Raw genomic sequence first — 22,448 nt, 5'->3', positions numbered from 1 at the left:
GGTTTAGCTTTCGCGTTCCAGGTCTTCGCGGCGCACCGCGTAGTGGTGGCCGGTTGAATCGGTCTCGACCACGAAGTGCGAGAGTTCCTCTTCGGAGGCCTGTTCGAACTCATCATGCTTGTGCACTACAGGCGCATCGGCATCCAGCCGGGTGGCGGGACCAAAGACAAAGCGCAGCCTGTCAGTCAGGCTCATGAAACCGCTGAGGACATGTGCCACTGTTTTCCACCCCCTTCCCGGACCTCGGGCGAAAGTGCAGCAGGCTCCGGCAGGAGCCAGTGCCCTTATTTTAGACCCGGGGCAGGAAAAAGGCGCCTGTTCGCGGCGGAACGGGCTGCTAGCGCAGGGACCGGTCTTCGGGGTTCCGTGGCACCACGTAAGTGCTGCCGTCCGGCCTGGTGATGGTTTCCCACTGCTGGGTTTCCGCCTGGCGCTGGACCAGCAGCCGGCGGTTTTCTTCGGTCATGTCGTGCGCCAGCGCGGTGCGGCTGGCGGGACCGAAAACCGCCCGCAGCTTGCCTGTGGCGCGCATGAAGCGCTGGGAAGTATTGCCCTTGCCTGCGGACTTGTCCCTGCCCATGAAGAGGCTTCCTTCCACTCACTGTTCACCTCCAACAAATGTACACTAATGATTAGTGCACTAACAATGGAGGACGTATGACCGCCGCAGCAGAAGCGCAAACGGAAGAACACTCTGCAGAAGGGCCATCCGGGGTGCCGGAGGACGACCTGCTGCTGGAGCACCAGCTCTGCTTCGCCCTCACGGTGGCTGCCCGCAGTGTGGTGGGGGCCTATAAACCCGTGCTCGAGAAGCTCAACCTCACCCATCCGCAATACCTGGTGATGCTCTGCCTGTGGGAAGACAGCCCGCGGACAGTAAGGAACATCAGCGAGGCCCTTGCCCAGGAGCCGGCCACCATTTCCCCGCTCCTCCGGCGGCTGGAGGCAGCGGACCTGCTCACGCGGCACCGGGCGGACGGAAACGAGCGCGCCCTTGCCGTCGAACTCACGGCCAAGGGTGCCGCCCTGCGGCAGCAGGCGCTCAAGGTACCGGGGACCATGATGGAGCGGCTCGGGCTGACCCGGGAGCAGGTGACGGAACTGCACGCGTCCATGATGGGCCTGATCGCTGCGACGTCCCGTTAAGTGCCGGCAGGACCCGTCCCGGGCACGTCGGCAGGGCGTCAAGCGACTAGAATAACCAGACCAAGGAGAGGAAGCCTGATGCGTAGTTTCCGCATACTCGCAACGGTCCTGGCAGTTGGCGCCGGGCTGATCACCGGTTGCAGCGGCACTCCTGACAATGGCACGTCCGCCTCACCTGCGCCCTCCACCTCCGCAGCCGGAAGCTCATCCGCCGGCTCCCCTACTCCTTCCCCGGACACCGAAACGTCGGTACCGGCTCCCGCCCCCACCACGTCGCGGCCAAGTGCCGGCCCGGGGCAGGGAAACGCTGAACTCGCCATCACGGTGGTGCCGTCCCAGGGCGCGGATGAACTCGACTACACCCTGGTTTGTTCCGCCGGCACCCCTGCCGCGGAAAGCAGCCACCCCAACGCTGCCGCGGCCTGCGCAGCGCTGAAAGCCAACCCGGCCATCCTGTCCCCGGCGGCCCCGGGAACTTCCCAACCCTGTACCCAGCAGTACGGCGGCCCCCAGAAGGCAACCGTGACGGGCATGGTTGACGGTGTTGCCGTGGACTCCTCCTTTGCCCGGACCAACGGATGCGAAATCAGTGCGTGGGACGCTGCCAAGGACGTGCTGGGTGCCGCCGGTGGAGCCTCTTAAGCTCCTGGCGGCAGACAACGCCCAGGCGAGGGAAGAAGCCCACCTGCAGCGCGTGAGCCGCTACGCCGATCCCTACCTGGCCCGACGGTCCGCTGGCCAAAAACACCCGGTGGAGGACTTTCTCTTCACCTATTACACGCAGAAGCCGGGCCAGCTGAAGCGCTGGCACCCCGGCGCCGGAGCGGTCCTTACGGGCGCACAGGCAGCCACGCGGCTGGGGTGGAAGCATTACAGGATGCTCGACGACGGCGAGCTCGCCTCCCTGGGGCTGGCCGCGGGAAGCACCGCGGCCACCTTCGATCGGCGCGCCTTCCTGGCCGACCGCAAGGATGCCGTGGCCTTTGCCGGCATCATCCTCCGGGGGACGGCGGCCAGGCCGGCACAGTTCGGCTGTTTCGGCCTCCACGAGTGGGCCATGGTGTACCGCCAGGACAAATTCGACCTCCGGCATGAGTATCTGCAGCTGCGGCTGGGAGCGGCCGGTACCGACCGGGTGGTGGAGGAGAACAGGATCCGCTGCACCCATTTCGATGCGTTCCGCTTCTACACCCCCGACGCCATCCCGCTCAACGAACACTCCCCCAGCCGGGACACGCAGCGCCACATGGAACAGCCGGGCTGCCTGCACGCCAACATGGACCTTTACAAGTGGGCGTACAAGCTGCTGCCTGCGCTGTCCAGTGAACTGGTCATGGACTGCTTTGAACTGTCCTGGCGGATCCGGGCCATGGATATGCAGGCTTCCCCGTACGATCTGGCTGGCTGGGGCTATCCGGCCATCCCCATCGAGACGCCGCAGGGCAAGGCCGCCTATGTCGAGCACCAGCGTGCCTTCGCCACGGAAGCGGGGGCCCTGCGGGAACGGCTCGCCGCGGAAATCGGGGCCGTGTCGGACGGAGCGCCGCATTGATCGACCTGACCATCCAAATCCGCGAGGCCCCCGATGCGCCGGAGCATGTGTTCCGGCTGGTAGCCACGGATGGCGCCCCCGCAGCCGGGACCACGCTGCCCCGACCTGGAGCAGCCCTCGCCGCCGTGGAGCGGTTCGGTGAAGGCATCTTCTTCCCCAAACCTGGTCCTCCCAAGCTGTGCACCCAGCAGTACGGCGGCCCGCAGGTTGCCACGGTCACCGGAACTTTCCATGGGCGCCACGTCAACTCGACCTTTACCCGCACCGACGGCTGCGAGATCGCCCGCTGGAAGGCCATGGCACCTTTACTGGGCGGCACAGCCACTTAGCCTTCCGCTGCCTGGCCTTCCCGCCGGCAGGAACGTAAAGGTCCCGGGCGGCCTGATAGCCGCCCGGGACCTCCCCCATGCCTTCCGGATCACGTTGCGGGTACCGCCTGGGCCAGGTCAAGCCGGGGAGCGCCGGCCGGGGCGGGGGCAGCGCCCTGTCCCACCTGCACGTTCACCCAGGTTTTGATGCCGTTGCTGCCAAGGCTCAGCCGGGAGAGGTAGGAGCCCTCCTGGAGTCCGGTCCAGCTCAGGGTCGCCGAGGTGGCGGTTCCGTTCGGCGCCACGATGGGGTTCGGGTTCACCGTGAGGTTGCCCGCGTCACCGGCGAAGGTCACAGCCTGGACGGACGCGGTGGCCGGCCCATTGTCCGGCGTGGCGTAAAGGTTGGCCACCACATAGTAGGTGCCCGCCCGCGGCGACTCCAGGTCCAGGAATTCACTGGCCGAGGCAGTGGCCACCTGGGTGGCCGTCAACCCGCCCGACGCGCTCGGTGCGTAGACCACCATGTCCCAGTCGACGTCGTTCGACTGTGCCTGGATGCCCAGCCGCGCAAACGAGGCACCGGCCGGCACCTTCACCTGGAGCAGGGCGTTGTGCGCGTCATTCGTGGCCGCGTACTCGCCCGGGGTCTTGGTGATGGCGGTCTGGCTCAGTGGTGCCAGGCCCTCCACGCCGACGGCGATGGGGTTGTCGGAGCCGGATACGAGCTCCATCGTGCCGCTGCCGGTGCCCGTGGCCGAGCTGAAGGAGAACGACGGGGCAATCTGGGCATCAACAGGACGGATGGCAATAGGGGACGTAACCGTCCGCGGGCCCTTCCAGGTGAGGCTTCCAGTGCTGAACTTGCCAACCGGTCCGCTGACGTTCCGGATGGTGACGGTGACTTCACGGGTCTGGCCGGCCCTGGCGAAGTTCAGCGCCTTGGGTTCGACGTTGACGTTGAAGCCCGGCATGTTCACCTCGGGGTGGTACATGCCCGGGACCAGGGCGGTCAGCTTGCGCTTCACCTGGACTTCGCCCACCAGGCTGCCCAGCGCGATGGAGGGCAGGTTGAGGTCGCGGGCGGCAATGCTGCCGGCCTGCGGCGCTCCGGTGTCAACGCCCTGCCCGTTCAGGAAGCCGAGCCAGTCCTGGATCCCGGAGTCGTAGACCAGCCCGGGATCAAGGACGCGGGTGGAATCGATGTGGCCGGCGCCGCCCTGGAAGGGGTCGGTGTTGGGCGAACCGTCGGCATTGACCAGAGGGTAGGCGGTGGTCATCATGGCGGACTTAACCATTGCCGGGGTCCACTTCGGCTGCTTGCCCAGGACCAGGGCACCGAAACCGGCGATGTGCGGTGCGGCCATGGAGGTGCCGGACATGAACCCGAACTGGTCGCCGTCGTTACCGATCGTGGAGACACCGGCCAGGACGTTGACGCCCGGGGCGGAGATGTCCGGCTTGAGCAGGTCGCCGCCGGATGCCAGGGTGGGCCCGCGGGACGAGAAGCCCGCGATTTGGGGTGCCGCGGCTGGTGGCAGACCGGTCAGGTCGCCCTTGACCAGGCTGACGGTCAGCGCCGGATTGGCTTCCAGCTTGGACTTCAGCTCCAGGCTCTTGGGGGCATTGACGTGGACAGTTGGAACAACGTGGTTGTCTGCGTCCTCCGAGCTGCTGGTGAGGTTCACCAGGATCATGCCCACGCCGCCCTTGTCCAGGACCTCCTGGCTCTTGGCGGTGCGGTCCACCACGCCGCGGTCGCAGACCACAACCTTGCCGGCCACCTTGGAGCCGTCAAGGGTCCCCGGGCCGCAGAGGTTCGGGTTTGCCGCACCCGCGGCCGCGGCGGCCGCGGCAAGGACAACGGGCTTGTCCGCCACTTCCGACTTCATAATGGACGCTCCGCGGTACAGGGAGCCGTCGGACACCTTGACCGTTCCCAGCAGGTCGCTGGGGAAGGTGGAAGCAGCCACGGTGGTCAGCCACGGTGAGGCATGGTTCACGGTGGAGGCCGCAGGGCCGGAGTTGCCGGCCGAAGCCGAAACGAAGACACCTGCGGAAGCCGCATTCAGGAACGCCAGCGCCACGGGATCGGTGGTGCTGTTGTTATTGCCCGATATGGAGTAGTTCAGGACATCGACGCCGTCCTTGATGGCTGCGTCCACGGCCTCGACCGACGCCGAGGAGTAGCAGCCGCCCGTGTCCGGGTTGGTGTCCTCCCAGCAGACTTTGTACACCGAGACTTTGGCTGCGGGGGCCACTCCCGAGCTCTTGCCGAAGCTGGTTCCATCGATCACCTGCTCGACATTGGCATTGCCCGCCGCCGTGGTGGCGGTGTGGGTGCCGTGGCTGCCAACGTCCACCGGGGAAATCTGCTCTTCCGGGGCACGGTTTCCCGGCGCCACGTACTGCAGGAAGGAATCGGCGAAGTATCGGGCGCCGATGACCTTGGTATTGCAGAGCGAGCCGTCAAACCCGGCCCCGGTGCCCTCGCCTTTTTGGCATTCCCCTTCGAAGGTGGTGCCGTCCGCTTTGAGCATGGCAATCCTGCCATCGCCGGTGCGGTACGGGACGCCCACCTGCGGGTCACCCTGCAGTGGCTTCACGGGTTCGCCCTGCAGGAAGGGGTTGTCCGGTGCGTACCCCGAGTCGATGACACCCACCACAACGCCCTTGCCGGCGTTTGCCTGGCCGCCGAACTGTTGGGCCCATGCGCCGTCCGGGCCGGTGAGCTTGAGGAAGTCGGTGGTGGTGTAGTCAGGCTTGTTTTCGACATCGGGTGAAACCACCAGGACGCGGTTGTCCTTGGACAAGGCTGCCGCCTGCGTTGCGGTCAGCTCGGCAGTGAACCCGTTCAGTGCTGCGGTGTACTGCTTTGCGGGGCTGACACCCTGCGCCGCTGCGACTTCACGCTGCTGGTTGCGAAGGTGGGCGTCGTAGGCCTTGTAGTTGGGGCTGCCGGCGTCGAGCTTCCTGCCCTGCTGGGGCTTGGTGGCTCCCAGTCCGGCAACTCCCCCTTCGTACGCCGCGGCAGCCGGGCCGGCCAGCACCACGATGTACCGGCCGTCCTTGAATTGGCTGTCCTTCGCAGTGGAGGAGGCATTTTCCGTACCTTGGCCGCCGGGTGCCGCCGACGCGGGACCCACGGCCATGGAGCTAAGGAGAAGGGGCAACCCGACGGCCAGTGCGGCCGCTTTCCGGAGGCCCCCAGCCCGCGAGGGGCTCTTTCCAGTTGATTTCACGTGCAACCCTTTCACGATGTACCGCCCAGCCTTGGTGGGCAGCCCGAACGACTGGAACTGCAGAGGGAATTACAGGTTTTGTAATTTGCTGAGACCAGACTGTTCACAGAGTACAGACTGAGAGCACGATATGACATAGGGCACATTCGAGAATTTTCCGCTTGTCATACGGGGTGGGGCGTTGGCCCGCAGGACCCGGAAACAGGCATGGAAAAGGGCGCCCCGAAGGACGCCCTGGCAAACGAGAGACCGCAGGCGAAACTACTGGCGGGGAGTGCGCACCACGTCACTGATCCATTGCCTGGTTTTTTCATCCACAGGACCGGCTACCCGCGTCTCCCGGGCCAGGCGGTCCGCCTTCACTTTTGAAACACCATCCTGCCCAGGCCGGCGAACACGGCCGCGGCGACCATCGGCAACAGCACGGACTTCGAATTTTCTCCCATTCAGCAACTCTAGTGAACGCCCTCCGGCAACTCCATAACCCCGCCCAGGGGCGCCCCCGTCCCCGGTTCATTCCCCGCCGCCCGGCTGCCCAGGAGGCCGGATGCAAAGGGGTGCGCCCGGCCCGGTAGAATGGTAAGGCAAGCTCGCGGAGCGCCCGACCTCATGGTGAACCAACGCAGGTGACCAACAGTCCCCCCAACCCCGGTACGGCGTGAGACGGCACCACTCCGCTGCGCCCTTACCCAAGCTCACGCACAGGAGTTGCCGGATGCCCCGGATCGTTGTTGACGTCATGCCCAAGCCCGAGATTCTGGACCCGCAGGGGAAGGCGATCGTCGGCGCTCTCCCCCGGCTGGGCTTCACCAGCTTCAGCTCTGTCCGCCAGGGCAAGCGTTTCGAACTGACGGTCGACGGCGAGGTGACCGAAGAAATCCTGGCCCAGGCCCGCGACGCCGCCGAGACCCTCCTGTCCAACCCCGTGATCGAAGATGTCGTCAACGTCGAGGTCGTCGAGGCCTGACATGACTGAACTCCCCTGATCGGCGAAGCCGTCGCAGTCGCGGCGGAGCCGCGCCTCGCCGGCGCCCGCATCGGCGTCGTTACCTTCCCCGGCACCCTTGATGACCGCGACGCCGCCCGCGCCGTGCGCCTTGCGGGCGGCACCGCCGTCGAACTTTGGCATGGCGACAGCCAGCTCGGCGACGTGGATGCCGTGGTCATCCCCGGCGGCTTCTCTTACGGCGACTACCTCCGCGCCGGCGCCATTGCCCGCTTCGCGCCGTTGATGTCCAAAATCATCGACGCCGCCAACTCCGATGCCAAGCTGCCGGTCCTCGGCATCTGCAACGGCTTCCAGATCCTCACCGAGTCGCACCTGCTGCCCGGATCGATGATCAAGAACGACCACCTGAAGTTCCTCTGCCGCGACCAGGTGCTGCGTGTCGAGAACAGCAACACTGCGTGGACCCTGGACTACCAGGCGGGCCAGGAGATCACCATCCCGCTGAAGAACCAGGATGGCCAGTACATCGCGGACGAGAAGACCCTGGACGCCCTTGAGGCTGAGGGCCGCGTTGTCTTCCGCTATGTGGGCTTCAACCCGAACGGCTCCCGCCGCGACATCGCCGGCATCTCCAATGCCGCCGGCAACGTGGTGGGCCTCATGCCGCACCCCGAACACGCCGTGGAGCCGGGCTTCGGGCCCGAATCGCTGGACGGCATCGGCGGTTCCGACACCGACGGCCTGGGCTTCTTCACCTCCGTCCTGAACAAGATTGTGGGAGGCGACAAGTGACCACGGAAACCACCAAGAAGTTCAATATCGACACCGTCGAGCACGCCGCGAAGACTCCGGACACGGAACTGCCCTGGGCCGAACTCGGCCTTAAGCAGAACGAGTTCGACGAGATCGTCAAGGTCCTGGGCCGCCGCCCCACCGGCGCGGAACTGGCCATGTACTCCGTCATGTGGAGCGAGCACTGCTCCTACAAGTCCTCCAAGAACCACCTGCGCCAGTTCGGCCAGAAGGTCACCGAGGAAATGAAGAAGGACATGCTGGTGGGCATCGGCGAAAACGCCGGCGTGACCAACCTGGGGGACGGCTGGGCCGTGACCTTCAAGATTGAATCGCACAACTCGCCGTCGTTTGTTGAGCCCTACCAGGGCGCGGCCACCGGCATCGGCGGCATTGTCCGCGACATCATCTCCATGGGCGCCCGCCCCGTGGCCGTCATGGACCCGCTGCGCTTCGGCGCCATCGACCACCCGGACACCGCCCGCGTCATGCACGGTGCCGTTGCGGGCATCGGCGGGTACGGCAACTCCCTCGGCCTGCCGAACATCGGCGGCGAAATGGTGTTCGACTCCGTGTACCAGGGCAACCCGCTGGTCAACGCCCTGGCAGTCGGCGTCATGCGGCACGAGGACATCCGCCTGGCCAACGCCTCCGGCAAGGGCAACAAGGTGGTCCTGTTCGGTGCCCGCACCGGCGGCGACGGCATCGGCGGCGCCTCGGTGCTGGCCTCCGAGTCCTTCGACGACACCAAGCCCTCCAAGCGCCCCGCCGTCCAGGTGGGCGACCCGTTCGCCGAGAAGGTCCTCATCGAGTGCTGCCTGGAGCTCTTCAAGGGCTCGCTGGTGGAAGGCATCCAGGACCTTGGCGCCGCAGGCATCTCCTGCGCCACGTCCGAGCTGGCCTCCAACGGCGACGGCGGCATGCAGGTTGAGCTGACCTCCGTCCTGCTGCGCGACCCCACGCTGACCCCGGGCGAGATCCTGATGTCCGAGTCCCAGGAACGCATGATGGCCGTTGTCACCCCGGAGAACGTGGAAGCGTTCGAGGCCGTGATGGACAAATGGGCCGTGGAGTACTCCTGGCTGGGCGAGGTGACCGATACCGGCCGCCTGATCATCACCTGGGAAGGCGAGGTGATTGTCGACGTCGATCCCCGCACCGTGGCGCACGACGGCCCGGTCTACGACCGCCCGTTCGCCCGCCCCGAGTGGCAGGATGCCGTGCAGGCGGACACCTTCACCGGTTCCGTGCAGGACGCCGGCCGCCCGGCCGCCCCCGCTGAGCTGGCAAAGGCCGTCACCGAACTGGTGGCGTCACCGAACATGTGCTCCAAGTCCTGGATCACCAACCAGTACGACCGCTACGTGGGCGGCAACACCTCCATGGCGTTCCCCGACGACGCCGGCGTGGTGCGCGTGGACGAGGAAACCGGCCTGGGCGTTGCCCTGGCCACCGACGCCAACGGCCGCTACACCTACCTGGACCCGTACCACGGCGCGCAGCTGGCACTGGCCGAGGCCTACCGCAACGTAGCCACCGCAGGCGCCATCCCCATGGCCGTCAGCGACTGCCTGAACTTCGGCTCCCCCGAGGACCCGGACGTCATGTGGCAGCTCGCCGAAGCCATCCGCGGCCTGTCCGACGCCTGCATGGTGCTGGGCATCCCTGTCACCGGCGGCAACGTCTCGCTCTACAACCAGACCGGCACCACGCCCATCCACCCTTCCCCGGTGGTGGCAGTCCTGGGCAAGCTCGACGACGTTGCGCGCCGCACGCCGTCGGGCTGGCGTGAGGATGGCCAGGCGATCTACCTGCTGGGCACCACGGGCGCCGAGCTGGACGGTTCCGAATGGGCCAACATGCGCGGACACCTGGGCGGACAGCCGCCGAAGGTGGACCTCGAGGCCGAGCGCGCGCTGGGCGAGATCCTGATCAACGCGTCCCGCGACGGCATGATCGACTCCGCCCACGACCTCTCCGAAGGCGGCCTCGCGGCTGCCCTGGTGGAGTCCTCGCTGCGCTACGGCGTGGGTGCCCGGATCGCGCTGCAGGACGTCATGGACCGGGACGGCGTGGACCTGTTCACGGCCCTGTTCTCCGAGTCCCAGGGCCGTGCCGTTGTGGGCGTCCCCCGCTCCGAGGAAGTCCGCTTCACGGACATGTGCACCGCCCGCGGCTTCACCCACACCCGCATCGGCGTGGTGGACGCGGCCAGCGGCAAGCTGGAGATCAACGGCGTGGAGGGCCTGTCCCTGGACGCGCTCCGCGAAGCCCACGAAGGGACCCTGCCGAAGTACTTCGGCTAGGCCCCACAGAACGCGGACGGACACTCAAGCCCATAGAGAGGGCTTTGGGTGTCCGTCCGCATTTAAGGACCGGTTCAGTCCTCGCTGTGCAGCTCCCGCTGCCGTGCACTGAGCAGCTCGAACTCCGGCCGGGCTGCCACAAAACGTTCGACGGCGGCCAGCACCTCCACGAGATGGGCCCGGTCAGCTGCCACCAGGCCAACGCCGACCTGCGAGCGCCGGTACTGGGCATGGTCCCCGACTTCGGCGACTGACACCTCGAAGCGGCGTTTGAGCTCGGCAAGGAGCGGCCTGACGACGGAGCGCTTTTCCTTCAGGCTCTGCACGTCCCCAAGGAGGATGTCGAACTCGATCCAGCCGATCCACATGGCCGCCCCTGTCTTTACTCGATGGTGAGCTCACCCATCAGGTCCCAGCCTTCGCCGTCCAGCTGGCGGCTGATGATCCTGGGTGTTTCGGCGAGTGCCTGGGGCATGTCGGCCATGGCCTTCTTGAAGTGCCCGCTGTTGACATGGTCTCCCGCGGCGTCGTCCTTGAACGCTTCCACCAGGACGAACTCGTTGGGATCGTCCACACTTCGGGACCAGTCGAACCACAGGTTGCCCGGCTCCTCCCGGGTAGCCCGGGTGAAGTCTGCCACCAGATCGAGCCAGCGCCCGGACCAGTCGGGCTTGACCTTGAACTTGACGACGATAAAGATCACTGGGATGTTCCTTCCGCGGCGAGGGTGCGTGCCCCTTCAATGTACCGGGAAGTAACGTAGCGCTGTGCCGCGCGGGTGACCAGGCCGCCGGCGGCGTAGAACCAGTTGGCAGGCCTGCTGAAAGCACGGATCCGCAGCCACACCTCTCCGTGGCTGTTGATCTCCACCTCGAAGGATTCCTCGCCACGGGCGGGGTGGCCGGGCAGCGTCCCGTAGCCAAACCCGGCGGATTGGGGAACACCGTCCGGTGCCGGCTCCCGCGCCCACACCACCTGGCAGGGCGCGGGCAGGCGGAAGGGCCCGACGCCGAAACCGCTCACCACGTGTGCCCCGGGCACCGCCCTTGGCGAGTCTGCCCGCACCGTGAGGCCAGCCCTCCGCTGCAGTTCCCAGCCCAGGATGCCGTCCGCCACGCGCCGGTAGACGCCAAGGCCGGTACCCAGGCGGGCTTCCTCAAGGACGCGGTCGTACCCCACTGGCGCGACGCCGTGCTCCGTGCCGCCAATTCCCGGATAGCCAAGTCTTCCCGCGTCAATCATCGCCGCCTGCCCTTTCGAGGCGTGCCCACCCCAGTTGCTCCTGCTGCTTCCGGCTCAAGCCTGACACCACAAGGTCGTAGGAGTCCTCCACCATGTCCCGGATCATCCCGTCCGGCAGCGACCCGTCGATGCGCACACCATTCCAGTGGGTCTTGTTCATGTGCCACGCCCCGGTGATTGCCGGGTGTACCGCGCGCAGCTGCACGGCCAGGGCCGGCTCGCACTTCAAGTTCACGTAGAAATCGCGTTCGTCCATGGACGACAGGGCAAACAGTTTAGCCTCGTGCCGCGCTCCCCCGGCAGTCCCGGCACGGACCTTGAAGACCGAAGTCTCCGGTCCGAACGGATAATCCTCATAGGCTCCGGGAAACGAAAGGCAGATCTTCCGCAGCGCACTTGGGTCCATAAGGGAAGCCTATAAAGCAGACCTGCGTGGTGCTAGTCTGCGAACATGTCACGCGACCAGGGAGCCATACCTGTTCTGGACCTGCGTGCCGCCCGGCGGGCCGACGGCACATTCAGCCCGGAGTTCATCGACCAGCTGCGGCACGCCACCCACGACATCGGGTTCTTCCAGGTCACCGGTTATGGTGGCCGCCCGGGACAGGCCGAAGAGCTCCTGGACACTATTCAGCGCTTCTTCGACCTGCCCCTTGAGGAGCGGATGAAGCTGGACAACCGCCTCTCCCCCACTTCCGTGGTTACACGCGCATGGGCACCGAGGTGACCCAGGGCCGGGCCGACGCTCGGGAGCAGATCGACTATTCACCGGAGCGCGAGCCGGTGCGGGACTACCCGGACAGCCAGCCTTACTGGCTGCTGCAGGGTCCCAATCTCTGGCCCGATGAAACATTCCCCGAGCTGAAGCCTGCTGCCATGGAGTGGGCGGAGCTGATGTCCGGCGTGGGCATGGAACTGTTGAGGGCGATCGCCGTTTCGCTCCAGCTGCCGGAGGACTACTTCGACGGGCCCTTCCGGGATTCACCGGCATGGATGGGCAAGCTGGTCCACTACGTGGGCGGCGTGGTGGAAGCGGCCGGGGACCAGGGCGTTGGCTCGCACGCGGACTACGGCTTCGTAACCCTCCTGCTGCAGGACAACGTGGGCGGTCTGGAAGTGCTGCCGCCCGGAACCACCCAGTGGCTGCCTGTGGAGCCCCTGCCGGGGGCACTGGTGGTGAACCTTGGCGAGATGCTCGAAGTAGCCACGGAGGGATACCTGGCGGCGACCATCCACCGCGTCCAGGCACCGCCACCGGGCGTCGACCGGTACTCGGTGCCGTTCTTCTGGTCGCCGCGGCTCGACGCGGTCATCGAGCCCGTCCCCCTGGCACCCGAGCTAAAGGCGGCTGCCCGGGGTATCACGGACAATCCGGACAACCCGCTCCTGGCATCGTTCGGCCTCAACATGCTCAAGGGCCGGATGCGGGCACACCCGGACGTGACCGAACGGCACTATCCGGAGTTGATGAAGCGCTAAAGGTTGTACTTCCAGGCAAGCTGCGCCGGACACAGATTCATCACCACGTCCAGCCCCGCCGCCTTGGCACGTTCCGCCGCTGCCTCGTCGATGACCCCCAGCTGCAGCCACACGGCTTTCGCCCCGGCGGCAATGGCCTGGTCCACCACGCTGCCCACCTTCTGCGAGTTCACAAAGCAGTCCACGACGTCGATGGGCTGCTTATCCGCCGGGATGTCGCCGAGGGTGCGATAGCCGGGTTCGCCGTGGACAGTGTCGCCGTTCAGGTTGACGGGGATGATCTCCATGCCGAGCCGGTCGCGGATCATCAGCGAGACGTCGTAGGCGGAGCGCCACTCATTGGTGGTGAGTCCGACGATGGCCCACCGGCCCTTGGTTCGCAGAAGGCGTTCGATGACTGCGGGATCGTTCGTGTGGCCCATGGGATCAGCCTACGCTGCCCGTCCTGTCATGCTTCAGCTACTTCAGCGGGGTGGCGGCCTTGGGGCCTGTGCCCTGCGACTCTGAACCCTCTGCGCCCTGTGTCCCTGGTTCCTGCGTCCCTGGGTTTTGTGGCTGGCCTTGGCCCGGCACCCGGCCGGTGGTGGCAGCGGAACCGGCCGCCTTCTGCGCCGTCCCGGCCGGGTCCACGCCGCCTGCCACAGTAGCCGGTGCCGGCGCCCCGGCCTTGCCCGGTCCGGCCGCAGCCGGATCCGCCGGGGTTCCCGCCGGCACAGCCCGTCCGCTGCCATCCATGCCGCCGACGGCTCCACCCACTGCAGCAGCCCCGGGTTCGGCCCCGCAGTTCCCTGGACCTGTGCCGGCGTCGTGCTTGACGGGGCCGGCACACGCCGGCGTGCGGGTGCCGCCGAACAGGCCGGCAGGATCGCGCAGGAAACGGGACGCACGGTGTGACGCGTCCGCAGCCCCAGCCGGTGCGGCAGTTGCGCCGGACTGGGTGACTTCCCCTTCCGCGCCCACGTCTGGCCCGCCGTCGGTGGAGGAGACGGCCGACGCGGCGTCGGTCGTATGGTTCCACGGCATCCATTCCGTCAGCACGTGCTCAATGGGGCTGCCTCCGGGAGCGGTGGAGCTGGCGGCTACTCCGCCAACGCCCAGCCCCATTCCCGCCGCGAGGACCAGGCCCAGCGCGGTGGGGCGGTGCCGACGGCGGCGGCGCGCCAGTTCATCGCCCGGCGGGTCGTCAACCCATTGCTCACCATCCGGCTGCTCAACCCGCTGCTCACCCTCGAGTTTCCCGGAAGTGGCGTCTTCTGCCGGACCTCCCGCTGCCAGCATCGCGGCAAGCTCGCCGGTGGGCGCGGGTACGGGCAGTGAGGCCAGGGCGCCCAGTGCGACCAGGGTGTCACGGAGTTCCGCATCCTGGGCTGCACCGGCGTCCTGGAGCATGTCGTCGACGAGGGCGATGAGATTATCCGAAGCGGACGTCATGGCGTGAAATACTCCTTCACTGCCGCAAGTTCCCGAAGTTTCAGCAGCGCGCGCCGCTGGAGCTGTTTCACGGCACCGGCGCTCTTATCGATGGTTTCCGCGGTCTGTTCCACTGTCAGGCCACCCACCAGGCGAAGCGACAGCACGTCCCGCTGGTCCTGCGGCAGCCCGTCCAGCAGCCCGAGGACTTCCCGGGGTGAGATGCGCTCCAGCGCCAGCTTTTCCGCTGAGCTGTCCTGGCGCTGGTCAAGCTCTGGCTCGAACGGCAGTTTGAGCGGGCTTCGGCTTTGGCGGCGGTGGTCGTCCACCATCCGCGCATGGGCAACGGAGAAAATGAAGGTACGCAGCCCCGCATCCCCTCCGCGGACACTGTCGAGCCTGGGCAGGACGGAAAGAAACACTTCCTGCATGGCGGCCTCCGGATCCTCGACTCCCCGGGCGGTGAGATAGCCCAGCACCTGCGACGCGTACGTCTTGTAGACGAGGCTGAAGGCAGCGGTCCCGGGAGTTGGCTGGTCCGGAGCCTCGTCTGTCTGTGCATCGGTCACTGACGTAGTGCTTTCCGTCAAAGAGGGAGTTGGCAAGGTGAACGCTCAGTACATCCGGAACGCCGCCCCTACTTTACCCTTCAGTAACAACCGCTGCCGGAAGCGCCACGGCGCCGGGTAAGCGGGCCGTTGCGGGCTCCCGGCACGTGAAGCCGGCTGGGCGGAAAACAAAAGAGCCGGTCTGGAACGTGATGGGGGACAGGTTCCAGACCGGCACTTCATAGGGGTAATCGCTGCGCACCCCCAAAGGGTTACGCGATTTCAAAAACTTTTTGGCAGCCGTTCCGCGGCTGTCAGCGGGCAGCTGCCCTGGTCCACCGGGGCGGCGTCGCCTGCCTGCGCGATGCCTTGGCCAGCGCGAAAAAGTGCAGCCTGGCGGGCAGGCGCTCGTCGCTACAGACAGGTACGACGGCGGAGGGCAGCTCCGCGGGAACGGCGGCGGCTGCCGCTACGGGCACGGTTGCGGGACGGGATACGGCCCCGGCGGGACAGAGGTCGGTGACCAGGCCGGTGCCGGCGCACTCACGCACGGCAGCGATCCCTGCCGCCAGGGCCTGCTTGTCCTGGTACGGCCCGGAGACAGCCACCACTGCGCCATCCGGGGCCAGGAGCCGGAACCGGAACAACGAATCAGCGTCAATGAATGCTTCAAATTTTCCGGCCATGACGATCCTTCCTTGGGCACCAGGGGGTACTACCGAGTCTTGCCGGTACGCGTGCAACCTCACAAGACCGTGCGCGTTAAGCCTGTGTAAATTGCTTTTCCACCCGGGGCCGAACGTCCCGGGACGCACAAGCGGCAGGCCACCCGCAAAGGTGGCCTGCCGCCGTCGTCATGCTGCCCTGGGGAGTGTCAGTCGTTGATGAGGTCGTTCACCACGATGGTCTGGTCCCGGTCCGGGCCCACGCCGATGGCGGAGAACCGGGTTCCGGAGAGCTTCTCAAGGGCCAGCACGTAATTCCGGGCGTTCTCCGGCAGGTCCGCCAGGGTGCGTGCCCCGGTGATGTCCTCGGTCCAGCCGTCGAAGTACTCGAAGATGGGCTTGGCGTGGTGGAACTCGGTCTGCGTCATGGGCATTTCATCGTGCCGGACGCCGTCCACGTCGTAGGCCACGCACACGGGAATCTGTTCGATGCCGGTGAGCACGTCCAGCTTGGTGACGAAGTAGTCCGTGAAGCCGTTGACGCGGGAGGCATGCCGGGCCAGGACGGCGTCGTACCAGCCGCAGCGGCGCGGGCGTCCGGTGTTGACGCCGAATTCGCCGCCGGTCTTCTGCAGGTACATGCCCATCTCGTCGAAGAGTTCCGTGGGGAACGGGCCGGCGCCAACGCGGGTGGTGTAGGCCTTGATGATGCCGATGGAGCGCGAGATGCGGGTGGGCCCGATGCCGGAGCCAACCGACGCGCCGCCGGCGGTGGGGTTGGAGGAGGTCACGAACGGGTAGGTGCCGTGGTCCACGTCCAGGAACGTAGCCTGGCCGCCTTCCATCAGGACCACCTTGCCCTCGTCCAGCGCGGTGTTCAGGACCAGGGTGCTGTCGATGACCAGCGGACGGAGCCGCTCGGCGAAGGACAGGAAGTAGTCCACGATCTCGTCCACCACAACGCTGCGGCGGTTGTAGACCTTGACCAGGAGTTCGTTCTTCTGGCGCAGCGAGCCTTCCACCTTCTGGCGGAGGATGGATTCGTCAAAGACGTCCTGGACGCGGATGCCCAGCCGGGCCACCTTGTCCATGTAGGCGGGGCCGATGCCGCGGCCGGTGGTGCCGATGGCGCGGCTGCCCAGGAAGCGTTCGGTCACTTTGTCCAGGACCTGGTGGTACGGGGCCACCAGGTGGGCGTTGGCGGAAACCCGCAGCTTCGAAGTGTCCGCACCGCGGGCCTGGAGCCCGTCGATTTCCTGGAAGAGGGCTTCGAGGTTCACCACGCAGCCGTTGCCGATGATGGGAACAGCGTTGGGGCTGAGAATGCCTGCCGGCAGCAGCTTGAGTTCGTACTTTTCACCGCCTACGACGACGGTGTGCCCGGCATTGTTGCCGCCATTGGGCTTGACGACGTAGTCAACACGGCCGCCCAAAAGGTCGGTGGCCTTGCCTTTTCCTTCGTCGCCCCACTGGGCTCCTACGATAACAATTGCTGGCATGGGATCCTCCCCCATTCGTTCGGGCTGCCCGGGTCCAGCCACCTGGTGGCGGGCCCATGCAGCGCCGTTCATGAGAATGCCCCGAACATACCGGCCTTCGCACAGCCGCAGCACGGCACGGCGAAGCAAGAGTTCCGGGGCTCTTACCACCCAAGTTTAGCCGATGGGGCACTTTGTCCACTGTTGTGGCCCGCCGCGGCCCTTTCGCAAATATGGGCCGCGGCGGGCGCCGGGCCTCCTACTCGTCCTCGGCCTCCCCGCGGGCCGGGACGTCTGCTCGGCGAGCGTGTCCCAGAAGGAGGTGTCGGCGTCGGCAATGGATCCATCCGCGATGGCCGCGGCGGTGGACGCCAGCGTGGTGACCGTCTGCTTGATCAGGTAGCCATTGCTCCGCTGCCCCAGCGCGTAACCATCCAGGTAGTGGTCGGACATGCCGCGCATCTCGAAAAGCAGGGTGGCAATGCCGTATTCCACGGAGATGCCGTTGCGGCTGATGGTCTCGGCGCTGCCGCCCTGGTACCTGCCCAGGTGGCCCCAGCCGGTGGAGTCAACGTTGTTGAAGACAACGGCGCCGAGCCGCTTTGATTTCTCGACGACGGAGGGGTCGGCGTTCGGGGTGGTGGGGTACAGGATGGAGCCGGAAACCAGCTTGCCGTCGCGCTCGGCGCGGGTGCCCTGGTGGTGCAGGTCGATCATGTAGTCAATGCGGTACTTGCGCATCACGTTGTTGTGCAGCGCCTGGGTCTCCGGCTGGACCTTGGCCACATGGTCCCGGTTCAGGTCCACGCCCTCCGCGTTGTAGCGGGTGAGGTGGCGGTCCCCTTTGGCAAGGTAGTCGTCCAGGGAGAAGTTGACATCCCCCATGGCACCGTCCGCGTTGAGCATGGGCACGATGAGGATGTTCACGCCGTCCAGGATGCCTGCCGACTTGCCCGTGCCCAGGTGCTTGACGAACTCGAGGGCACCCTCGGTGGTGAGCTGTTCATTGCCGTGCTGCTGGGTCAAATACAGGATGGTGGGCTTGGCCGGGTCCGATATGTACTTGACCAGGTGGATGTCGCGGCCTTTGACGGTCTGGCCGATGACCTCCAGCTCCATGGCGGGCTGGCGCGCATCCTGGTCCTTCAGGAACGAGACCATCTGGTCGTAGGTGGCCAGCTTCGACGTGGTGATCTGGCCGTTGCCGTCGTAGGAAGGCCCTTCGCCTACGGCGCCGGCCAGGGGCGCCGGACCTGCTGCGACGACAGCGAGCGACAGGGCGCCTGCGGCGGCGAGGGCCTTGAAAGAAGACAGGGATATTTTCACGTGCGGTACCTCTTTCGAGTGCATTGAGTGGGTCCAGCCGCCATGTCCCCCATCGCGGACTGTGACAAAATCCAAGCAATAATGCGAAATTCTGTCAATTAATTTGACAGTCGTATTTAATATCGGAAGCACTTCAAAACAATGCCAGTAACGATTGATATGCCGAAAAAGTTCCCGCGCGGACAGCAAAATCACGAAGGCCGGTAATTTACCGGCCCAGCGGAAGAAGTGCCAAGCGAGAGACTCAGTGGTTCCGGATCATTAATCACGCCAATCCTTACAGCCGACACTTTGTATTCCCCTGCTTTGGCTGATACGTCAGCGGGTTTTACCCCGGCCCAGGGTTTGTCAGGTTGGACGTTTACGTGGACGGAGACGAGGGAGCTGATCGACGACAGCAGGTTGCCGACGACTGTTCCCGCATCAACGACCAGCGCATCGATGCCCGCCCCCACCTGCGGCACCAGGCCTGCTGTGAAGATCGTCGCTCGAAGGGCGTCCTGAATCACGCCATTGGCACCGTTGGTCAGAGTGCTGTGGATGATGTTCAGAAGGGTTCCGCCGATTCCGAGCCCCAGCAGCTTGGAGGTGACGAGGGGTGGAGGGGCCGTACCGGCCAGGAAGTCATTCAGCTTCAACGGGCCGGTAGCAACGACAATCTCGGCCACCGGCACGCCCAGGGTGCCCACCACAGTCACAACAGAGCGGGACTCGATTGTGGCCTCACGTATGGCCGCAGTCAAGGCATCCGCAACTCGAATCTCCCACTGGTTCAGGAGCTGGGTGACTTTGGCAGTGGCCTTCCCCGTCACGGTGCTGTCCAGGACCGTGTGGTTTGCCACTTGGCGGTTAAGTCCCAGCGTCCCATCGGTGAGCGCTGCAATGTCTATCCGGACGGTACCGGCCGCGAGGTCGACAGCGACCGTATTCTCATTGTCGACCAGCGTCTCTTCCATGAGGGCGCGCACTGCGCCAAGGCTGGGAGCTGACAAAGTGGCCGTTGTGGAGGCCGAACTGTCCAGCAGTCCCAGAACAGGATCAAGCAAGGAGTTCAGGCCGCTGGAGATTGCGGTGGTCAAGGCACCGGGGGCAACCAAAGCCGTCAATTGGTTCGACACATCGTCGAGCTGGGATTCTCCGCTCCTGCTGAGAGCCCCAATCGCAGGCACGCTGGTCCTTAGGTTGAGGCTGGCGATACCGTACTCCCGCGCAACGGCGGGAGTTGCAGCCAGCGTAGGCCAGCCGTTGATCAGGTCGCACGCTTGGACCGATGCGGAGGACGCCACGGCCCCGACGTCGAGGGTGACGCCGGCAAGCGACCCGGGCACGACGTTGCCCAGCGAGATCGTGGCAGCCTGCGGCGCAGTGTTGGCTCCGGTGGCCGTCCCGCCCACGTCCACAGCCCCGGACTGGTCAGTGACGAGCCCGGCGGCAGCGCGGGTTTGTCCGCTGTCCTGCGCCTGCGCCCACTGCGTATAGGTGCCCAGGCCACCAACCGGGAGCCCCAGCCCCAGGCCCGCCGTCACCGGATTAGCGCCAAGGGCCGTGACAGGCAGCTTGCTGATGAAGGCGTCCGGAACGCCTGTCACCGGAGTAGCCGTGAGAGGCAGCGGTGACACCGCACCGTCGACGTTGGTGACTGTGAGACCCTCAACTCCGGCTACGGAATTCAGGTCTGTGCCCAGCACGCTCCCCGTGAGCTGGGTGGCCGATGCCTCGCCGCTGAAGAGCGTGTTGGTGGCGCAGTCCCCCGGAGAGCCGACGCCTACGCTGCCGGCGGCCCATTCGTTGTCCACCCACGCCGCCGTGGTGACCGTAGTGGTTGCCGCCAGGCATACCGCAGCCGCCGCTGCTATCGCCAGGGAGGTGCGCGGGTTCCTGGCCGCGCGGTGGAGGAGGTTCCTGCGCGGAGATGTCATGATGTTCTCCCGGTCCGGGCCCTGGTTCGGCGGCCGGCAGCTACGGCCGCCGCGCCCAGCAGCAGGAGGCCGCAGCCCGCGAGCAGTCCCTGGAGCACCGCCGTCCCTGTGTTCGCCAGCGGTGCTGGCGGCCGCTGCCCCGGCGGGGTCACGGCGTCGTCAATGCCTGCAGCGGTGACCCCAATGCCCAAGGTCAGCGACGTGTCCGGTGGATCCTGCGAACCCGCGGGCCGGGAAAGGATGAAGCGGAGGTAAGGTGAGGGGCCGCCGCGCAGATCCCGCAAGGGAACCAGCACGTCCTGACGGTGTTCGGCCAGCGTCACCGGCGCTATGCGCGGCGTGGAACCGATGGGACAGCGCAAATCCCCGCCCAGGCCGCTGCTTCCCTGCCAGGCGACGTCGCATTCGTCCACGGAAACCAGGTAGGTCCCTGTGCCGGCAAGCCCACCGTCCGCAGTCACCTGCAGCGTCGACTCACCGCTGGGCTGGTCCACCGAAATGCCAATCTGCCAACTGAAGGACTCCCCTGCTTGAAGCGCAGGAAGGGCCAATGGATACATCGACGAAGAAAGGGACAGGAAGCCTGCCGCTCCTGTCTCCGGAACCGGAACCAATGGTTCGTCAGCCACCGCTGCGCCGGGCGCAGCGGTGGCCAGCAAAACTGCGATAACCCCCGCGGCTCTTGCGACGCGCCTGAAGCTGGCTCCCGCCATGTCATTTACGACCTTACTGTTGTGGTTTCGCCGGGGGTTCGTCGTCAACCTCCGCCTGGCCAGTTGCACCGTGTCTCGGCCAGTAGGCCCATGTCACCAGCACGGTCACAGCGAGCGTTGCTGCACCCAGGAACTCCGGCCCCCGTGAAGCCATGACCCAAGCTCCTAAGCCGGGAACGGTGACCAGCACCTTCTGCGCCGTGGCCACCTCGTAGGGCAACGGGTCATCCGAAGTGTTAGCGTCGCCGCGAAGCCTTAGCGACGCTGTGGCCCCCTTCACACTGGGCGGGTCAACTGCCACCACGCGGTGGGTCACCAGGGCGGTCGCCGCTTCCCGGCGGACCGACACGACGTCGCCCGGGACGAGATCCTTGGCGGTGACCTGCACGGTCAGGGACAGCGCACCGACTGGATAGAGCGGCTCCATCGATCCCGTACGGAAAACGACGAAGGACGCTTTGAAGAAAAGGCCGAGGACCAGGGAGAGGATGCATGCCAGTCCCAGCAGGGCAACGACGGAAAGCAATACCTCCCTGAACCCCCGGGCCACGCTTCCCACACCCGGCGGGAGCCGGGTTCCGGACGGCACGGCCGCCGCCCGGAACCCGGACTCACGCCTGGCGGACATCCGAAGCACGGGTGGCGGCTACGACTGGCCTATGGTGCTGCTGAAGGTCCACAAGGGGGTGGTCCGCAATCCCTGAAGATCAACGCTTGCATTCGAAGGGAGCGTCATTGCGAAGCAAAGACTCACAGGTGTGCCCGCAGCTGCGTCCGTAGCTCCGGCCGGAAGGTTGATCGGAGTGTCCGAACGGGTGTTCAGGGTCGAGCCAACAGGAACAAGATCAGTTCCATTGGAGGAGAAGTTGGTGGCGTTGCAAAGGTCCTTGTCCACATCCTTCTTCAGCTGGTACCGAAGAGCACCGTACAGCGCTGCAGAGTTGGTGGCTGAATCAGTTCCGTCGAGCCGGGCAGCCCCCGTCAGCGTGGCCACCAATGATTGGGACTTGTCGGAAGCCCGCAACTGCATCGGGGCGTAGACCGTCGACCCCGGCACGAGATCGTCAGCATTGACGCTGAATGTCAGGGCTCCACCGGGAGCAGTCGGCTCGTCAGCCCAAACCGCCTCGCTTGAAGTACCGGACCACGTGTTCTGCTGCATGTGGTAGACCTTGGTACCCGGGCCGCCGCCGTTCCCGCTCTGGCCGAAGACCCACTCGTTGTCCGTCCACGCAGCGAGAGTGAAGGCTGCGCCGATCCCCAAGACAAGGCCGCCGGCAAGAATAGCGCGGACTTTATTAGCCTTTTGCGAGCGCGGCTTAGCGCTGGTTGATTCAACCATGATTTCCCCCAAATTAGAATTAAACCCCGAA

24 protein-coding genes and 2 pseudogenes are annotated in these 22,448 nt (G+C 66.0%); 8 read left to right on the top strand and 18 right to left on the bottom strand.

Features of this window, described 5'->3' with window-relative positions; genetic code table 11:
• Positions 1 to 3: 3 nt before the first annotated feature.
• A complete protein-coding gene (locus OUO20_RS20865; protein WP_018771856.1) occupies positions 4 to 219 on the bottom strand; it encodes a hypothetical protein in 216 nt (71 codons plus the stop codon).
• 118 nt (positions 220 to 337) lie between these two features.
• Positions 338 to 580 (bottom strand): hypothetical protein, encoded by a 243-nt coding sequence (locus OUO20_RS20860; RefSeq protein WP_268002553.1) that lies wholly within the window; start codon positions 578 to 580, stop codon positions 338 to 340.
• A 77-nt stretch (positions 581 to 657) separates the two neighbouring features.
• On the opposite strand from OUO20_RS20860, the gene OUO20_RS20855 reads away from it, so the two are divergent.
• From OUO20_RS20855 to OUO20_RS20840, 4 genes are all read left to right on the top strand, one after another.
• Positions 658 to 1,146, top strand: coding sequence for a MarR family winged helix-turn-helix transcriptional regulator (locus OUO20_RS20855; RefSeq protein WP_268002552.1), 489 nt, complete (start codon positions 658 to 660; stop codon positions 1,144 to 1,146).
• A 78-nt stretch (positions 1,147 to 1,224) separates the two neighbouring features.
• Positions 1,225 to 1,788 (top strand): SSI family serine proteinase inhibitor, encoded by a 564-nt coding sequence (locus OUO20_RS20850; RefSeq protein WP_018771853.1) that lies wholly within the window; start codon positions 1,225 to 1,227, stop codon positions 1,786 to 1,788.
• A complete protein-coding gene (locus OUO20_RS20845) occupies positions 1,766 to 2,698 on the top strand; it encodes a hypothetical protein (protein ID WP_018771852.1) in 933 nt (310 codons plus the stop codon). The genes OUO20_RS20850 and OUO20_RS20845 overlap by 23 nt, the downstream gene beginning before the upstream one ends.
• Positions 2,695 to 3,027, top strand: a complete 333-nt coding sequence (locus OUO20_RS20840) for a serine protease inhibitor (protein ID WP_268002551.1) — start codon at positions 2,695 to 2,697, stop codon at positions 3,025 to 3,027. The genes OUO20_RS20845 and OUO20_RS20840 overlap by 4 nt, the downstream gene beginning before the upstream one ends.
• Positions 3,028 to 3,116: 89 nt before the next feature.
• On the opposite strand, the gene OUO20_RS20835 is transcribed toward OUO20_RS20840, so the two are convergent.
• Together OUO20_RS20835 and OUO20_RS20830 are read right to left on the bottom strand one after the other, a co-directional pair.
• Positions 3,117 to 6,248 (bottom strand): S8 family serine peptidase, encoded by a 3,132-nt coding sequence (locus tag OUO20_RS20835; RefSeq protein WP_442781104.1) that lies wholly within the window; start codon positions 6,246 to 6,248, stop codon positions 3,117 to 3,119.
• Between the two features lie 261 nt (positions 6,249 to 6,509).
• Positions 6,510 to 6,694, bottom strand: a pseudogene (locus OUO20_RS20830) (hypothetical protein).
• 269 nt (positions 6,695 to 6,963) lie between these two features.
• On the opposite strand from OUO20_RS20830, the gene purS reads away from it, so the two are divergent.
• From purS to purL, 3 genes are read left to right on the top strand one after another with little or no spacing between them, the layout of a single operon-like run.
• On the top strand, positions 6,964 to 7,215 hold the full coding sequence (gene purS / locus OUO20_RS20825; RefSeq protein WP_015935902.1) for a phosphoribosylformylglycinamidine synthase subunit PurS: 252 nt from the start codon (positions 6,964 to 6,966) through the stop codon (positions 7,213 to 7,215).
• Between the two features lie 15 nt (positions 7,216 to 7,230).
• The gene (gene purQ / locus OUO20_RS20820) at positions 7,231 to 7,989 is read left to right on the top strand and encodes a phosphoribosylformylglycinamidine synthase subunit PurQ (protein WP_326498099.1); all 759 of its coding nucleotides are present in this window, start codon (positions 7,231 to 7,233) and stop codon (positions 7,987 to 7,989) included.
• A complete protein-coding gene (purL, locus tag OUO20_RS20815; RefSeq protein WP_268002550.1) occupies positions 7,986 to 10,295 on the top strand; it encodes a phosphoribosylformylglycinamidine synthase subunit PurL in 2,310 nt (769 codons plus the stop codon). The genes purQ and purL overlap by 4 nt, the downstream gene beginning before the upstream one ends.
• 74 nt (positions 10,296 to 10,369) lie before the next feature.
• On the opposite strand, the gene OUO20_RS20810 is transcribed toward purL, so the two are convergent.
• The 4 genes from OUO20_RS20810 to OUO20_RS20795 are packed head-to-tail and all read right to left on the bottom strand — an operon-like array spanning position 10,370 to position 11,943.
• Positions 10,370 to 10,663: a DUF503 domain-containing protein gene (locus OUO20_RS20810; protein ID WP_018771846.1), complete on the bottom strand. Its 294-nt coding sequence runs from the start codon at positions 10,661 to 10,663 to the stop codon at positions 10,370 to 10,372.
• A gap of 14 nt (positions 10,664 to 10,677) precedes the next feature.
• Entirely contained in the window at positions 10,678 to 10,998 is a 321-nt protein-coding gene (locus OUO20_RS20805; RefSeq protein ID WP_018771845.1) for a putative quinol monooxygenase, read from the bottom strand.
• Positions 10,995 to 11,537, bottom strand: a complete 543-nt coding sequence (locus OUO20_RS20800; protein ID WP_268002549.1) for a DUF1990 family protein — start codon at positions 11,535 to 11,537, stop codon at positions 10,995 to 10,997. Before OUO20_RS20800 ends, OUO20_RS20805 begins: the two co-directional genes overlap by 4 nt.
• A complete protein-coding gene (locus tag OUO20_RS20795) occupies positions 11,530 to 11,943 on the bottom strand; it encodes an MmcQ/YjbR family DNA-binding protein (RefSeq protein WP_268002548.1) in 414 nt (137 codons plus the stop codon). The genes OUO20_RS20800 and OUO20_RS20795 overlap by 8 nt, the downstream gene beginning before the upstream one ends.
• Positions 11,944 to 11,988: 45 nt before the next feature.
• On the opposite strand from OUO20_RS20795, the pseudogene OUO20_RS20790 reads away from it, so the two are divergent.
• Positions 11,989 to 13,016, top strand: a pseudogene (locus OUO20_RS20790) (isopenicillin N synthase family dioxygenase).
• On the opposite strand, the gene OUO20_RS20785 reads toward OUO20_RS20790, so the two are convergent.
• The 10 genes from OUO20_RS20785 to OUO20_RS20740 form a co-directional block, all read right to left on the bottom strand.
• Positions 13,013 to 13,438, bottom strand: coding sequence for a CoA-binding protein (locus OUO20_RS20785; protein ID WP_018771841.1), 426 nt, complete (start codon positions 13,436 to 13,438; stop codon positions 13,013 to 13,015). The pseudogene OUO20_RS20790 and the gene OUO20_RS20785 overlap by 4 nt on opposite strands.
• 37 nt (positions 13,439 to 13,475) lie before the next feature.
• Complete coding sequence (locus OUO20_RS20780) at positions 13,476 to 14,447, bottom strand: hypothetical protein (protein ID WP_134165174.1); 972 nt, start codon at positions 14,445 to 14,447, stop codon at positions 13,476 to 13,478.
• The gene (locus tag OUO20_RS20775) at positions 14,444 to 14,995 is read right to left on the bottom strand and encodes an RNA polymerase sigma factor (protein ID WP_056392220.1); all 552 of its coding nucleotides are present in this window, start codon (positions 14,993 to 14,995) and stop codon (positions 14,444 to 14,446) included. The genes OUO20_RS20780 and OUO20_RS20775 overlap by 4 nt, the downstream gene beginning before the upstream one ends.
• 293 nt (positions 14,996 to 15,288) lie before the next feature.
• A complete protein-coding gene (locus OUO20_RS20770; RefSeq protein WP_018771838.1) occupies positions 15,289 to 15,660 on the bottom strand; it encodes a YegP family protein in 372 nt (123 codons plus the stop codon).
• Positions 15,661 to 15,848: 188 nt separating this feature from the next.
• Positions 15,849 to 17,138: an adenylosuccinate synthase gene (locus tag OUO20_RS20765; RefSeq protein ID WP_026266160.1), complete on the bottom strand. Its 1,290-nt coding sequence runs from the start codon at positions 17,136 to 17,138 to the stop codon at positions 15,849 to 15,851.
• Positions 17,139 to 17,294: 156 nt separating this feature from the next.
• Complete coding sequence (locus tag OUO20_RS20760) at positions 17,295 to 18,443, bottom strand: M14 family zinc carboxypeptidase (protein ID WP_442781103.1); 1,149 nt, start codon at positions 18,441 to 18,443, stop codon at positions 17,295 to 17,297.
• Between the two features lie 191 nt (positions 18,444 to 18,634).
• Positions 18,635 to 20,362: a choice-of-anchor G family protein gene (locus tag OUO20_RS20755; protein ID WP_268002546.1), complete on the bottom strand. Its 1,728-nt coding sequence runs from the start codon at positions 20,360 to 20,362 to the stop codon at positions 18,635 to 18,637.
• On the bottom strand, positions 20,359 to 20,856 hold the full coding sequence (locus tag OUO20_RS20750; protein ID WP_268002545.1) for a hypothetical protein: 498 nt from the start codon (positions 20,854 to 20,856) through the stop codon (positions 20,359 to 20,361). The genes OUO20_RS20755 and OUO20_RS20750 overlap by 4 nt, the downstream gene beginning before the upstream one ends.
• Before the next feature lie 232 nt (positions 20,857 to 21,088).
• Positions 21,089 to 21,703 (bottom strand): S26 family signal peptidase, encoded by a 615-nt coding sequence (locus tag OUO20_RS20745; protein ID WP_268003480.1) that lies wholly within the window; start codon positions 21,701 to 21,703, stop codon positions 21,089 to 21,091.
• Between the two features lie 18 nt (positions 21,704 to 21,721).
• Positions 21,722 to 22,417: a SipW-dependent-type signal peptide-containing protein gene (locus tag OUO20_RS20740; protein WP_268002544.1), complete on the bottom strand. Its 696-nt coding sequence runs from the start codon at positions 22,415 to 22,417 to the stop codon at positions 21,722 to 21,724.
• Between the last annotated feature and the right edge of the window lie 31 nt (positions 22,418 to 22,448).

This window comes from Arthrobacter sp. FX8 (genome assembly GCF_026723805.1).
Classification (GTDB): domain Bacteria; phylum Actinomycetota; class Actinomycetes; order Actinomycetales; family Micrococcaceae; genus Arthrobacter.
The sequence above is the reverse complement of the archived record's forward strand: the minus strand, read 5'-3'. Positions and strand labels throughout refer to the sequence as shown.

What these genes read in the sequence shown, in the direction of transcription:
- OUO20_RS20860 (WP_268002553.1), bottom strand. Translation starts at nt 580, where the DNA reads ATGGGCAGGGACAAGTCCGCAGGCAAGGGCAATACTTCCCAGCGCTTC.
- OUO20_RS20855 (WP_268002552.1), top strand. Translation starts at nt 658, where the DNA reads ATGACCGCCGCAGCAGAAGCGCAAACGGAAGAACACTCTGCAGAAGGG.
- OUO20_RS20850 (WP_018771853.1), top strand. Translation starts at nt 1,225, where the DNA reads ATGCGTAGTTTCCGCATACTCGCAACGGTCCTGGCAGTTGGCGCCGGG.
- purS (WP_015935902.1), top strand. Translation starts at nt 6,964, where the DNA reads ATGCCCCGGATCGTTGTTGACGTCATGCCCAAGCCCGAGATTCTGGAC.
- OUO20_RS20810 (WP_018771846.1), bottom strand. Translation starts at nt 10,663, where the DNA reads ATGTGGATCGGCTGGATCGAGTTCGACATCCTCCTTGGGGACGTGCAG.
- OUO20_RS20800 (WP_268002549.1), bottom strand. Translation starts at nt 11,537, where the DNA reads ATGATTGACGCGGGAAGACTTGGCTATCCGGGAATTGGCGGCACGGAG.
- OUO20_RS20795 (WP_268002548.1), bottom strand. Translation starts at nt 11,943, where the DNA reads ATGGACCCAAGTGCGCTGCGGAAGATCTGCCTTTCGTTTCCCGGAGCC.
- OUO20_RS20785 (WP_018771841.1), bottom strand. Translation starts at nt 13,438, where the DNA reads ATGGGCCACACGAACGATCCCGCAGTCATCGAACGCCTTCTGCGAACC.
- OUO20_RS20780 (WP_134165174.1), bottom strand. Translation starts at nt 14,447, where the DNA reads ATGACGTCCGCTTCGGATAATCTCATCGCCCTCGTCGACGACATGCTC.
- OUO20_RS20770 (WP_018771838.1), bottom strand. Translation starts at nt 15,660, where the DNA reads ATGGCCGGAAAATTTGAAGCATTCATTGACGCTGATTCGTTGTTCCGG.
- OUO20_RS20765 (WP_026266160.1), bottom strand. Translation starts at nt 17,138, where the DNA reads ATGCCAGCAATTGTTATCGTAGGAGCCCAGTGGGGCGACGAAGGAAAA.
- OUO20_RS20755 (WP_268002546.1), bottom strand. Translation starts at nt 20,362, where the DNA reads ATGACATCTCCGCGCAGGAACCTCCTCCACCGCGCGGCCAGGAACCCG.
- OUO20_RS20745 (WP_268003480.1), bottom strand. Translation starts at nt 21,703, where the DNA reads ATGTCCGCCAGGCGTGAGTCCGGGTTCCGGGCGGCGGCCGTGCCGTCC.
- OUO20_RS20740 (WP_268002544.1), bottom strand. Translation starts at nt 22,417, where the DNA reads ATGGTTGAATCAACCAGCGCTAAGCCGCGCTCGCAAAAGGCTAATAAA.